Source organism: Corallococcus terminator (assembly GCF_003611635.1).
GTDB lineage: Bacteria > Myxococcota > Myxococcia > Myxococcales > Myxococcaceae > Corallococcus > Corallococcus terminator.
In genome coordinates this window covers 1-12,555 of sequence record NZ_RAVZ01000299.1, presented here as the reverse complement: position 1 = coordinate 12,555, position 12,555 = coordinate 1, and the positions used below count along the sequence as shown (strand labels likewise).

The following is a 12,555-nucleotide window of genomic DNA, read 5'->3' as shown; positions in this document are numbered from 1 at the left end:
CCCCCCAACAGCCACACCGCCTGGACCACCACCGCCCGCTTCCACCTCGTCGTGCGTCGCATGCCTGGAGCGCCCTTCCGTCCATGAACCTGGATTGGTAGCAAAAACGGAAAAAACCTTAGCTCCTTCCAACGGGGTGTCGGGATGGCCGTGCGCGTCCGGTGAATACGGAGGACCTTCGCGACGTCGTCAGCCCACGCCCGGAACCTGTCGCCACGGGCCATTGCGTCTCCGCCGTGGGGGTCCTTCCGACCTGCGGGGAGCCGTGGACGCGTCATCTCCCTGGACAAACCCGCGTGTCGCTGAAAGCCGAGGCTCGAGTGCGTGTTCCTCCAGCAAATGCAGCCCCTTGCGAGGGACCTCGGGCACGGGACGAGGCGGCCGCCCGCTTCCCTGCTGGCTCGACGGCTGGCGCCAATTGTCTCCCTGTTGATGCTTTGGTAAAGGTTGCCTTTGGGAGCGCTTGGGGCCTCTCCGTCGACAAGATGATGGGATTCACCGTTCAGCGCTGGGCCGCATGGGCCCCCGGCCTCGTTGCCCCTGATGCTTGGGAAACCTGGCTCGCGAAGCCCCACCCTCTGCCGGCCGAAGGCACGCCCGCGCTCGCGGAGATGCCCGCGATGATGCGCCGCCGCGTGGACCGGCTGGGCCGCATCGCCCTGCAGGCCACCTATCAGGCCCACGTGGACGCCCCTGAGGCGCCGGTGCTCTTCGCATCGCGTTACGGAGACCTGGGCCGTTCGTTGGAGCTGCTAACACAACTGGCGCGCTCGGAGCCGCTGTCGCCCACGTCGTTCAGCCTGTCGGTGCACAACGCCATCGGCGCGCTCTACTCCATCGCTCGGGGGGACACGGCTTCGTATGGCGCCATCGCCGCGGGCGAGGAGACGGTGGAGGCCGCCTTCACGGAGGCGTGCGGCCTGCTGGCCGACGGCGTTCCCCGGGTGATGGTCGTCCACTACGACGAGCCCCTGCCGGAGCCCTGGCAGCACTTCTCCGAGTCCGTGGGATTCCCGCACGCCTGGGCCTGCGTGCTTGCGGCCGATACCGGCGCGAACGCCATCCGCCTGGACTGCCACGCCTCCGCCCCGGACGCGGACGCGGATGCACAGGAGCAGGACGAACTGCCGGTGGACCTGCGCGCGCTGCGCTTCCTGGTCTCCGGGGCGCGGCGGTGGGAGCACCCGGTGGGCGCACGGCGCTGGCGGTGGGAACGCCATGGTTGAGAAGCTCGACCGGCTCTGGCGCATCTTCGCCACCGGCCTGTCCTTCGCCACGTTCGGGCTGGGCGGGCTGGCGCTGCGCCTGCTCTACTTCCCGCTGCTCCAGCTCATCGTGCGCGAGCCCGCGCGGCAGACGCGGCTGGCGCGGCTGGCGGTGCACCACGCGTTCCGCTTCTTCGTCGGCTACATGCGCTTCCTGGGCGTGCTGCGCTACGAGCTGGAGGGGGTGGAGAAGCTGTCCCGCCCCGGGCTGCTCATCCTGGCCAACCACCCGACGCTCATCGACGTGGTGTTCCTCATCTCGCTCGTGCCCAACGCGGACTGCGTGGTGAAGGCGAGCCTGGCGAACAACCCGTTCATGCGCGGGCCCATCCGGGCGACGCGCTACCTGTGCAACGACTCCGGGCCCGGGCTCATCCAGGACTGCATCGCGTCCGTGAAGGCCGGCAACAACCTCATCATCTTCCCGGAGGGCACGCGCACGCCCGTGCACGGGCCCATGCAGTTGCAGCGCGGCGCCGCCAACATCGCGGTGCGCGGTCCCTGCGACATCACGCCGGTCACCATCCGCGTCGCGCCGCTGGGCCTCACCAAGGGCACGCCCTGGTGGAAGGTGCCGCCGAAACCCATGCACTTCATCATCCGCGTGGAGGACGACATCCCCGTCTCCTCCAAGGACGCGGATGCGGGCGACGCTGCGAAGGCCGCGCGCCACCTCACCACACGCCTTCACGACTACTTCTCCCGGGAGAACCAGGGCCATGCTGGAGCTTGAGCACGAAATCAAGCGTCTGGTCATCGAGACGCTGAACCTCGAGGACCTCAAACCGGACGACATCGATCCGGCCGCGCCGTTGTTTGTCGAAGGCCTGGGGCTGGACTCCATCGACGCCCTGGAGCTGGGGCTGGCACTGCAGAAGTCCTATGGCGTCGTGCTGGCGAGCGACTCCAAGGAGAACCGCCGTCACTTCGCCAGCGTGCGGGCGCTCGCGGACTTCGTCAGCACCCACCGCACCAAGTCCTGATCCTCTAAAAACCAAAGCGCGGAGCCACACCCCATGACCAAGCACGAATTGTTCGAGCGCCTGAGCGCCATCCTCCAGGAAACCTTCGACATCGAACCGTCGCGCATCGTCCCGGAGGCGCGGCTGCACGACGACCTGGACATCGACAGCATCGACGCCATCGACCTGCTGGTGCGCCTGAAGCCCGTCGCGGGCCAGCGCGTTCCGCCGGAGGTCTTCCGCTCCGTGCGCACGCTGCAGGACGTGGTGGACGCGCTGCACGGGCTGCTCGGCAGCGACTCCGCCGCGGCGTGAAACGCCTGCGTCCGGTGTTGTTGGGGCTCTTGAGCCTCGCGTATCCGCCGCTCGTCTATCTGGGCCTGGGCCACTTCGAGCCCCGCTGGATGGCGCTCCCCCTGGCGGGCATGGCGGTGGTGCGCGCGGTGGCCACCCGGGAGAAGATGTGGCTGGCGGCGGCCGTGGGAGCGCTGGTGCTCGCGGCGTCCAGCATGTTGGGCAACCACGCGCTGCCCCTGAAGCTCTACCCGGTGCTGGTCAACAGCGTGCTCCTCACCGTCTTCGCCACCAGCCTCGCCTATCCGCCCAGCGTCATCGAACGGCTGGCGCGCCTGCGGGAGAAGGACCTGCCCCCATCCGGCGTCGCGTACACGCGCAAGGTGACGCAGGTGTGGTGCGGCTTCTTCGTGCTCAACGGCGGCCTCGCGCTCACCACCGCGCTCTGGGCGAGCGACGCCACCTGGGCGCTCTACAACGGCCTCATCGCCTACGGCCTCATGGGCCTGCTCTTCGCCGGCGAATGGGTGGTGCGGCAGCGGGTGCGCGCACGGCACGCCCATGGATGAGCCGCTCGCGCTCGAGCACCTCCTCGTCCACGGCCGTCCCGCCGGGCACCCCGTGGCCCGCCGCGAGGGACAGGTGCTGGACTTCGCCGCGTTCCGGACGAGGGCTGCCGGCTGGCATGCGGCCTTCGCGGCGCACGGGGGCCAGCGGTGCGCGCTCTTCCACGAGGACACCTTCGAGTTCGCCGCCGCGCTCCTGGGCGCGTGGCACGCGGGCGTGTGCATCTACCTGCCCGCCGACGCGCGGCCCGCCACGCTGGACGCACTGCGCTCCCACGTGGACGGCTTCGCGGGCAGGGCTCCCGCGGACCAGACAGCGCTGACGCCCATCCCGGAAGCGGAGGCCACGTTCCGGCCCCTGTCGCCGGACCTCGCCGCGCTGGTCGTCTACACGTCGGGCTCCAACGGGCAGCCCACCGCCATTCCCAAGCGCCTGTCGCAGCTCTCCAGCGAGGTGGTGACGCTGGGGGCGCTGTTCGACGAAGAAGCCGGCGACGCGCCCGTGCTCGCCACCGTGTCGCACCAGCACATCTACGGCCTGCTGTTCCGGGTGCTGTGGCCGCTGGCGGCGGGCCGGCTGTTCGACGCGCACGGGCTGCCCTACCCGGAGGACATCGTGGCCGCGCTGCGCCCAGGGCCCGCGCTGCTGGTGGCGAGCCCCGCGCACCTGAAGCGGCTGCCGGCGTCATTGGACTGGGCCTCCGTGCGCGGTCACCTGCGCGGGCTGTTCTCGTCGGGCGGGCCGCTCAGCCCCGAAGCGCTCCAGGCGTGCCGGGAGCTGCTGGGCCGGGCGCCGGTAGAGGTCTACGGCAGTTCGGAGACCGGGGGCGTCGCGTGGCGCAGGCGGGACACCGAGGAGGCCGCGTCGTGGCGGGTGATGCCCGGCGTGGAGGTGCGCGCGGGCTCCAGTTCCGATGACGAGGTCCTGACGGTCCGCTCGCCCCACCTGGACCTGCCCGAAGGCGCGTGGTTCACGACGGAGGACCGGGCGCGGGCGGTGCCCGGGGGCTTCGAGTTGCTGGGGCGCAGGGACCGGCTGCTCAAGCTGGAGGAGAAGCGCGTGTCGCTGAGCGCCATGGAGCGGGCGCTGGTGGAGGGCGGGCTCGTCCGGGAGGCGCGGGTGTTGCCGCTGGCGGACGGCCACCGGGTGACGCTGGCGGTGGTGGCAGTGCCGGAGGCGGCGGGCTGGAGGCTCCAGGAGGCGGGGGGCAGACGCTCCCTGAACCAGGCCCTGCGCGAGAAACTGGCCCCGCATTTCGAGTCCAGTGCCTTGCCGCGCCGGTTCCGATATCTGGAGGCCATGCCGGTCAACTCGCAGGGCAAATCCACGGAAGCGGCGCTCGCCGCCCTCTTCGACCCGAGGCGGCCCCCGTTCCAGGTGCTGGAGCGTGCACCGGAGCGCGTGCTGCTGTCGGTGGAGGTGCAGGAGGGCTCGCCCTACTTCGACGGGCACTTCCCCGGCACGCCCATCCTGCCCGGCGTCGCCCAGGTGGAGTGGGCGCTGCTCCTGGGCCGCGAGCACTTCGCGCTGCCGCCGGATTTCCTGCGGATGGAGACGCTGAAGTTCCAGCAGGTGATTCCGCCCGGCACGCAGTTGACGCTGGAGCTCACCTGGGCGGCGGAGTCCGGGCGGCTGGGGTTCAAGTTGACGTCGGCCGCGGGCGCGCACGCCAGCGGACGCATCGTGCTGGGTGGAGGGGTGGGATGAAGGTCTGCGCGGTGATTCCGGTCTACAACCACGGCGAGGCCGTGGGCGCGGTGGTGCACGCGGTGCGCTCTCATGGCCTGCCCTGCGTGCTGGTGGATGACGGCAGCGAGCCCGGCTGCGCGGCGGTGCTGGACGGACTGGCGCGCGAGGACAGCACCGGCGTGGAGGTGGTCCGCCTGCCCCAGAACGAGGGCAAGGGCGGCGCGATGATGGCGGGCCTGCGCGCGGCCCAGGCTCGCGGCTACAGCCACGCGTTGCAGATCGACGCGGACGGACAGCACGACGCCCGCGACATCCCCCGCTTCCTCGCGCTAGCGCAGGAGAGCCCCGACACGCTGGTGTGCGGCACGCCCATCTACGACGAGTCCGTGCCCAAGGGCCGGCTGTACGGGCGCTACGCCACGCACATCTGGGTGTGGATCAACACGCTGTCGTTCGCCATCCGCGATTCGATGTGCGGCTTCCGCGTCTATCCGCTGGCGCCCACCGTGGCGCTCATCGATTCGGTGCGGATTGGCAAGCGGATGGACTTCGACGTGGAGGTGCTGGTGCGCCTGTTCTGGCGCGGCATGCGCATCCTCAATCAGCCCACCCACGTGCGCTACCCCACCGACGGCATCTCCCACTTCGACGTGCTCTGGGACAACGTGCGCATCTCCGGCATGCACGCCCGGCTCTTCTTCGGGATGCTGCCGCGCCTGCCCATGCTGCTGTGGCGCAAGGTGGCGAAATGAAATCCCGCCACTGGGCGGAGATGGGAGAGACGACCTTCGTCGCTGGCATCTGGCTCCTGTACTGGATCCACAAGCTGCTGGGCCGCTGGCCGTTCCGCCTCTGTCTGTACCCGGTGGTGCTGGTGCACTGGTTGAGCCGGCCGCTCCTGCGCCACTCCTCGCTCCAGTACCTGGAGCGGGTGGAGGCCGCGACGGGCGCGCTGGGCCACAAGCCACACTGGCGCGACAGCGTGCGCCACACGCTGACGTTCGCGGAGACGATGCTGGACAAGCTGCTCGCGGTCAGCGGGCGCTACCGCTTCGAGCAAGTGCGCACCGAGGGCCGCGAGGAGTTCTATCAAGCGGCGAAGGCAGGCAGGGGCGGCATCATCGTCACCGCGCACATGGGCTGTCTGGAGTTGTGCCGCACCATGGCGGAGCGACGTGGCGAGGTGAAGCTCAACATCCTGGTGCACACGTTGCACGCGGAGCAGTTCAACCGCCTGCTCAAGCGCCTCAACCCGGAGAACGACTTCCGCCTGATGGAAGTGACGGACATGGGCCCGGCCACCGCCGTCGCGCTGAACGAGCGCGTGGAGGCGGGCGAGTTCGTGGTCATCGCGGGCGATCGCATTCCAGTGAATGCAAGCCAGACCGTGCGCGTCGACTTCCTGGGACACCCCGCGCCCTTTCCCGTGGGGCCCTACGTGCTGGCGGCGCTGCTCAAGTGTCCGCTCTACCTGCTGGGCTGCATCCATGAGGGCGACGGCTACACCATCCACTTCGAACGCCTCTCCGAGCGCATCGTCCTGCCCCGAGGCAGGCGCGAGGCCGCGCTCACGGACTGCGCGCAGCAGTACGCAGGCCAGGTCACGGCGCTCCTCAAGCGCGCGCCCTACGACTGGTTCAACTTCTTTCCCTTCTGGGATCAGGTGAATGTCTCCGCGAAGCCCCCTACCTTCTGACCTCCCGGTGCGCTTCGACGGCGGCCGGCTGACCCTCGAGGACGTGGGGGCGCTGGCGCGGCGCGAACGCCCGGCCGAGCTGGGCACCGCGCCCGCCTTCCGCCAGCGCATCGCGAAGGGCGCCGCGTTCCTGGACCGGCTGCTGGCGGAGGATGGCGTCATCTACGGCGTCACCACCGGCTACGGCGACTCCGTGACGGTGTCCATCCCGCCCGCGCTCGTCGCGGAATTGCCGCACCACCTCTACACGTACCACGGCATCGGCGCGGGCCGGTTCCTCACGCCCGAGGAGACGCGCGCGGTGCTGGCCACGCGGCTCGCCTCGCTGTGCCAGGGCTTCTCCGGCGTGGGCGAAGGACTGCTCACCCAGTTGGAGCTGCTGCTGAAGCACGACGTGCTGCCCATGATTCCCGCCGAGGGTTCGGTGGGCGCGAGCGGAGACTTGACGCCCCTGTCCTACGTGGCGGCGGTGCTCTGCGGCGAACGAGACGTCTGGTACCGGGGCGAGCGCAGGCCCGCGGCGCAGGTGCTGGAGTCGCTGGGCGTGAAGCCCCTCAAGCTGCGGCCGAAGGAGGGGCTGGCCATCATGAACGGCACCGCCGTGATGACCGCCCTGGCGTGCCTGGCGTGGGAGCGGGCGGAGTACCTGTCCCGGCTGGCCACGCGGCTGACCGCGTTCAACGTGCTGGCGAGCGCCGGCAACGCGCACCACTACGACGAGACGCTCTTCGCGGCCAAGCCGCACGCGGGCCAGCAGCGCGTGGCGGCCCGGCTGCGCGCGGACCTCGTCACCGACCGGCCTTCGCGCAACGAGCAGCGGCTGCAAGACAGGTATTCGCTTCGGTGCGCGCCGCACGTCATCGGTGTGCTGGAGGACGCGCTGCCCTTCTTCCGCACGCTCATCGAGAACGAGCTGAACAGCGCCAACGACAACCCGCTCATCGACCCCGACGGTGAGCGCGTGCTGCACGGCGGCCACTTCTACGGCGGCCACATCGCCTTCGCCATGGACAGCCTGAAGACGGCGGTGGCCAACGTGGCGGACCTGCTGGACCGTCAGCTCGCCCTGCTGGTGGACCCCCGCTACAACCACGGACTGCCCGCCAACCTCTCCGCGGCCACGGGCCCACGGGCCGCCATCAACCACGGCCTCAAGGCGGCGCAGATCAGCGTCTCCGCGTGGACGGCGGAGGCGCTCAAGCAGACGATGCCCGCGTCCGTGTTCTCCCGCTCCACGGAGTGCCACAACCAGGACAAGGTCAGCATGGGCACCATCGCCGCGCGCGACTGCCTGCGGGTGCTGGAGCTGACCGAACAGGTGGTGGCGGCCATGCTCATCGCGGCCCGCCAGGGCGTCACCCTGCGGCAGCGCGTGGACGCGGACGCGAAGCCGGGCCCCGCGCTGGCGGCCATGCACGCGGATCTGGAAGCACGCATTCCCCTGCTCGTGGAGGACCGCGCCCTGGATGGCGAACTCCAAGGCCTGCTGAGCGCCCTGCGCCGTCGGGAGTGGAGGCTGCATGAAGCCTGACTTGAGCTGCGAAATCGAAATCGATCCGCCGTTCCACGACCTCGACATGATGGAGATCGTCTGGCACGGCCACTACGTGAAGTACCTGGAGCTGGCGCGCTGCGCGCTGTTGCGCCGGTACGACTACGACTTTCCGCAGATGCGCGAGTCCGGCTACGGCTGGCCCGTGGTGGACATGCGGCTGAAGTACGTGTCCCCCATCTCCTACAAGCAGAAGATCATCGTGCGCGCCGAAATCACCGAATGGGAGAACCGGCTGCGCTTCGACTACGTGCTGCGCGACGCGGCCACCGGGCGCAAGGTGAACCAGGCCCACACCATCCAGGTGGCGGTGGCCCTGGCGACGGGGGAGATGCAGTTCGTCTGTCCCGAAGTCCTCTGGAACAAGCTGGGAGTGAGGCCGGAATGAAGACCCTGCTCGTGCTCACCTGCGCGCTCTTGTCCGTGAGCGCCCACGCGGGCGACCTCGTGAAGGACGTGCGCGCCCGGCTGGCGGATGCGCCGCTGGTGCGCGGCCAGTTCGAGCAGAAGAAGACCGTGGCGGGCTTCAAGAAGCCGCTGGTGTCGAAGGGCGACTTCCTCCTCGCCCGCGACCAGGGCGTGCTGTGGAACACGCGCACGCCGTTCGCCTCCACGCTGACGCTCACGCGCAAGTCGCTGAGCGCCGAACAGGGCCAGGGCGGCGCGGCCTACCACCTGGACTCCACCAAGGAGCCGGCGCTGGCGGCGGTGAACGAGCTGCTCTTCGCGCTGCTCGCGGGCGACGTGTCCACGTTGCAGAAGCGCTTCAAGGTGGAGGGCGCGCTGGTGGGCCCCACCGGCTGGCGGTTGGAGCTGACGCCCACGGACGCGGGGCTCGCGCGCGTCTTCAAGCACATCCAACTGGAAGGCGATGCCTACGTGCGCCAGGTGAAGATGGACGAGACGCGCGGAGACTCCAGCGTCATCCTCTTCGACAAGCTGGCCCAGACGCCGCCGCCGGACGCCACGGAAGCCGAGCGCCTTGGCAAATAAGCTGGCCATCCTCTGGGCCCTGGTGGTGCTCGCCGTGGGCGTGCACCAGGTGTCCTTCTGGCGCTCGGCCCGGCTGGACACCGACGTGCTCGCGCTCCTGCCGGAGGACGAGCAGGCGCCGGAGGTGGACGCCGCCACGCGCAAGCTCGCGGACGAGGCCGGCAGGCAGGTGGTGCTGCTGGTGGGCGCGCAGGACTGGGCCTCCGCGCAGAAGGTCGCGGACGAGGCCACGCGCGTCCTGGAGCAGGCCTCCGACGTGCTGGAGCCCGCCGTGGTGGACACCTCCGCGCTGGAGCAGGCGGTGGACTTCTACCGGCCTTACCGGGACCGGTTGCTCACGCCTTCGCAGCGCCAGTGGCTCACGCGCGCGACGCCGGAGGAGCTGGGCGGCACGGCCCTGATGAAGCTGTACCAGCCCGCGGGCGCCCGCATGACGGACTGGAACGCGGATCCGCTGGGCCTGTGGCCGGACTGGTGGCAGGCCCGCGCGGCGGAGACCTCCGCGCGTCCTCGCGACGGTCGGCTGTGGCTGTCGGGCGAGGGCCGCGAGTGGGTGCTCCTCACCTGGAAGAGCAAGGTCTCCGCGTTCGCGCTGGGCGATGGCTCCCGCGTCACGTCCGTGGTGGAGCAGGCCCGTGCCCGGGTGGAGGCCACCGTGCCCGGCGCCCGGCTGGTGGCCGCGGGCGTGCCGCTGTACGCGGAGGCCGCCGCGGCGCAGGCGAGCTGGGAGATGTCCACCATCGGCTTCGGCTCGCTGGCGGCGGTGCTCCTGCTGGTGTGGCTCACCTTCCGCTCGCTGCGGCCCATCCTGCTCGTGGGCGTGTCGCTCACGCTGGGCTGCGCCGTGGCATTGACGGTCACCGCGCTCGTCTTCGACCGGGTGCACCTGCTCACGCTGGTGTTCGGCTCCAGCCTCGTGGGCGTGGCGGAGGACTACGGCTTCCACTACTTCGCCGCGCGTCAGGGCAAGGCCCCCTCCGAGCGCGGGCCGGTGATGCGCTCGCTGTTGCCGGGCATGGCGCTGGCGCTCGTCACCAGCGTGGTGGCGTACCTGGCGCTGGGCGTCGCGCCCTTCCCCGGCCTGAGACAGATGGCGGTGTTCTCCGCCGCCGGTCTCACCGCCGCGTTCCTCACCGTGGTGTGCTGGTTCCCCTCGTTGGACCGGGGAGCGCTGCCCGTCACCGCCTTCTCCGAACGATTCTCCGCCTCCATCACCCGCTGGCCGCGCATCACCTCCACGCGGGGCTGGTGGCTGACGGGCGCCGTGCTCACCGTGCTCGTGGCCGTGGGCCTCTGGAAGCTGAAGCCCCAGGACGACCTGCGCCAGTTGCAGGGCGCCCCCCCGAACCTCATCGCCGACCAGCGCGAACTGGGACGGCTGCTGGGACTGCCCAGCCCCGCGCAGTTCTTCCTGGTGGAGGGAGACAGCGACGAACAGGTGCTCGCCCGCGAGGCGACGTTGAAGCAGCACCTGGACACGCTGGTCTCGGAGAAGGTGTTCGCGGGCTACCGCGCCGTGTCCGACTGGCTTCCCTCGCAGGCCCAGCAGCGTGAGGACGCGGCCCTGAGCGCCCGCGCCGAAGCGCAGGCCGTGGCCGCCGTCAGCGAGTCCACCGGCGAGGCGCCCACGCGCGCCACGTTCGCTGAAGAGCCGCTCACGCCTTCGCACTTCCTCTCCGGGCCCGTCGCCTCCGCCATCCGACAGCAGTGGCTGGGGACGCTGGGCGCGCGGCAGTACAGCGTCCTCATGCTTCGCGGCCTCAATGATCCGAAGCAACTGCCGAAGCTGGAAGCGGTCGCGCACGGCCTGGAGGGCATCCGCTGGGTGGACAAGACAGCGGAGATCTCCGGGCTGCTCGGGCGCTACCGGCGCATCATGGGCGGGCTCATCGTCGCGGGTTATGTCGCGGTGCTGCTCACGCTGGTGGCCCGCTTCGGGCGACAGGCGTGGCGCGCGTGGCTGCCGTCCGTGCTGGGCACGCTCATCACGCTCGCCCTCTTCGGCTGGTCGGGGGCGCCCTTGCAGCTCTTCACCGTGCTGGGACTGGTGTTGCTGCTGGGCATGGGCGTGGACTACGGCATCTTCCTCCTGGAGCACCCCGGCGACGGCTCCGCGTGGCTCGCGGTGGCCCTGGCCGGCGTGAGCACGCTCCTGTCCTTTGGCTTGCTGGGCCTGTCGGCCACGCCCGCCCTGCGCTCCTTCGGCCTCGCCATGCTGTTGGGCGAAGTCACCATCTGGATCCTCACTCCTTGTTTCCGACTTCCTCCTGGGAAAGCCACACATTGAAAACTGAATCGGCGGACATCCTCATCATCGGCGCGGGCCCCGCGGGCTCCGTCGCGGCGGGCCTCCTTCGCAAGCAGGGCCGTGACGTCCTCGTGCTGGAGCGTGAGCAGTTCCCCCGCTTCTCCATCGGCGAGAGCCTGCTGCCGCAGAGCATGGAGTACATCGAAGCGGCCGGCATGCTCCAGGACGTGGTGGAGGCGGGCTTCCAGTACAAGAACGGCGCGGCCTTCGTGCGCGGCGACAAGTACACGGACTTCGATTTCCGCGACAAGTTCTCCCCCGGCTGGGGCACCACCTTCCAGGTGCAGCGCGCCCACTTCGACCACGTGCTCGCGAAAGGCGCCGAGCGCCAGGGCGCCATCGTGCGCTACCGCCACGAGGTCCTCTCCGTGGACACGAGCGGTGAACAGCCGGAGGTGACGGCGCGCGGCCCCGACGGTGAGACGTACCGCGTGCGCGCGCGCTTCCTCCTGGACGCGAGCGGCTTTGGCCGCGTGCTGCCGCGCCTGTTGAACCTGGAGACGCCGTCGAACTTCCCCAAGCGCGGCGCCATCTTCACCCACGTCCAGGACCGCACGCCGCCGGGCAGCTTCGACCGCAACAAGATCCGCGTGACGGTGCACCCCGAACACGTGCACGTCTGGTACTGGACCATCCCCTTCTCCGACGGCCGCTGCTCGCTGGGGGTCGTCGCGAAGATGGAATACCTGGAGCAGTACCAGGGCACGGACACCGAGCGGCTCCAGGCCATCGTGAAGGAGACGCCGTCGCTGTCGGACCTGCTCAAGGACGCGGTCTGGGACACGCCCGCGCGCAAGCTCACCGGCTACGCGGCCAACGTGAAGTCGCTGTGGGGCCCGGGCTTCGCGCTCCTGGGCAACGCGGGCGAGTTCCTCGACCCGGTGTTCTCCTCGGGCGTCACCATCGCGTTCAAGTCCGCGAGCCTCGCGGCCGACTGCATCCGCCGCGCGTACGCCGGGGAGACGGTGGACTGGGAGAAGGACTACGCGAAGCCGCTCAAGGCGGGCGTGGACACCTTCCGCACCTTCGTGGAGTCCTGGTACGAGGGCGGCTTCCAGCAGGTCATCTTCCACCCGAACCCGTCCCCGGACGTGCGGCGGATGATCTCCGCCATCCTCGCCGGCTACGCGTGGGACACGAACAACCCCTACGTCGCGGAGAGCAAGCGGCGCCTCACCGTGCTCGAGGCCGTGTGCGCCTAATCCTCCCCGTCCTGCTCGTCGCGAGCC

General features: G+C 70.2%; 13 protein-coding genes. All 13 read left to right on the top strand.

The window, feature by feature from the left end:
• The first annotated feature begins 485 nt into the window (after positions 1 to 485).
• The 13 genes from D7V88_RS31940 to D7V88_RS31880 are packed head-to-tail and all read left to right on the top strand — an operon-like array spanning position 486 to position 12,528.
• Complete coding sequence (locus tag D7V88_RS31940; protein WP_120544402.1) at positions 486 to 1,226, top strand: beta-ketoacyl synthase chain length factor; 741 nt, start codon at positions 486 to 488, stop codon at positions 1,224 to 1,226.
• Complete coding sequence (locus D7V88_RS31935) at positions 1,219 to 1,998, top strand: lysophospholipid acyltransferase family protein (protein WP_120544401.1); 780 nt, start codon at positions 1,219 to 1,221, stop codon at positions 1,996 to 1,998. The genes D7V88_RS31940 and D7V88_RS31935 overlap by 8 nt, the downstream gene beginning before the upstream one ends.
• On the top strand, positions 1,985 to 2,248 hold the full coding sequence (locus D7V88_RS31930; protein ID WP_120534369.1) for a phosphopantetheine-binding protein: 264 nt from the start codon (positions 1,985 to 1,987) through the stop codon (positions 2,246 to 2,248). Before D7V88_RS31935 ends, D7V88_RS31930 begins: the two co-directional genes overlap by 14 nt.
• 33 nt (positions 2,249 to 2,281) lie before the next feature.
• Positions 2,282 to 2,542, top strand: a complete 261-nt coding sequence (locus D7V88_RS31925) for an acyl carrier protein (protein WP_120544400.1) — start codon at positions 2,282 to 2,284, stop codon at positions 2,540 to 2,542.
• Positions 2,539 to 3,090, top strand: coding sequence for a COG4648 family protein (locus D7V88_RS31920; RefSeq protein ID WP_120544399.1), 552 nt, complete (start codon positions 2,539 to 2,541; stop codon positions 3,088 to 3,090). The genes D7V88_RS31925 and D7V88_RS31920 overlap by 4 nt, the downstream gene beginning before the upstream one ends.
• The gene (locus D7V88_RS31915) at positions 3,083 to 4,795 is read left to right on the top strand and encodes an ApeI family dehydratase (RefSeq protein WP_120544398.1); all 1,713 of its coding nucleotides are present in this window, start codon (positions 3,083 to 3,085) and stop codon (positions 4,793 to 4,795) included. The genes D7V88_RS31920 and D7V88_RS31915 overlap by 8 nt, the downstream gene beginning before the upstream one ends.
• A complete protein-coding gene (locus D7V88_RS31910; RefSeq protein ID WP_120544397.1) occupies positions 4,792 to 5,529 on the top strand; it encodes a glycosyltransferase family 2 protein in 738 nt (245 codons plus the stop codon). Before D7V88_RS31915 ends, D7V88_RS31910 begins: the two co-directional genes overlap by 4 nt.
• Positions 5,526 to 6,473, top strand: a complete 948-nt coding sequence (locus D7V88_RS31905) for a lysophospholipid acyltransferase family protein (RefSeq protein WP_120544396.1) — start codon at positions 5,526 to 5,528, stop codon at positions 6,471 to 6,473. Before D7V88_RS31910 ends, D7V88_RS31905 begins: the two co-directional genes overlap by 4 nt.
• On the top strand, positions 6,445 to 8,004 hold the full coding sequence (locus D7V88_RS31900; protein ID WP_120544395.1) for an HAL/PAL/TAL family ammonia-lyase: 1,560 nt from the start codon (positions 6,445 to 6,447) through the stop codon (positions 8,002 to 8,004). Before D7V88_RS31905 ends, D7V88_RS31900 begins: the two co-directional genes overlap by 29 nt.
• Positions 7,994 to 8,413, top strand: a complete 420-nt coding sequence (locus D7V88_RS31895; RefSeq protein WP_120544394.1) for an acyl-CoA thioesterase — start codon at positions 7,994 to 7,996, stop codon at positions 8,411 to 8,413. The genes D7V88_RS31900 and D7V88_RS31895 overlap by 11 nt, the downstream gene beginning before the upstream one ends.
• Positions 8,410 to 9,018, top strand: coding sequence for a LolA family protein (locus tag D7V88_RS31890; RefSeq protein WP_120544393.1), 609 nt, complete (start codon positions 8,410 to 8,412; stop codon positions 9,016 to 9,018). The genes D7V88_RS31895 and D7V88_RS31890 overlap by 4 nt, the downstream gene beginning before the upstream one ends.
• Positions 9,008 to 11,305: an MMPL family transporter gene (locus D7V88_RS31885; protein ID WP_120544392.1), complete on the top strand. Its 2,298-nt coding sequence runs from the start codon at positions 9,008 to 9,010 to the stop codon at positions 11,303 to 11,305. Before D7V88_RS31890 ends, D7V88_RS31885 begins: the two co-directional genes overlap by 11 nt.
• Entirely contained in the window at positions 11,302 to 12,528 is a 1,227-nt protein-coding gene (locus D7V88_RS31880) for an NAD(P)/FAD-dependent oxidoreductase (RefSeq protein ID WP_120544391.1), read from the top strand. Before D7V88_RS31885 ends, D7V88_RS31880 begins: the two co-directional genes overlap by 4 nt.
• Positions 12,529 to 12,555 lie beyond the last annotated feature (27 nt).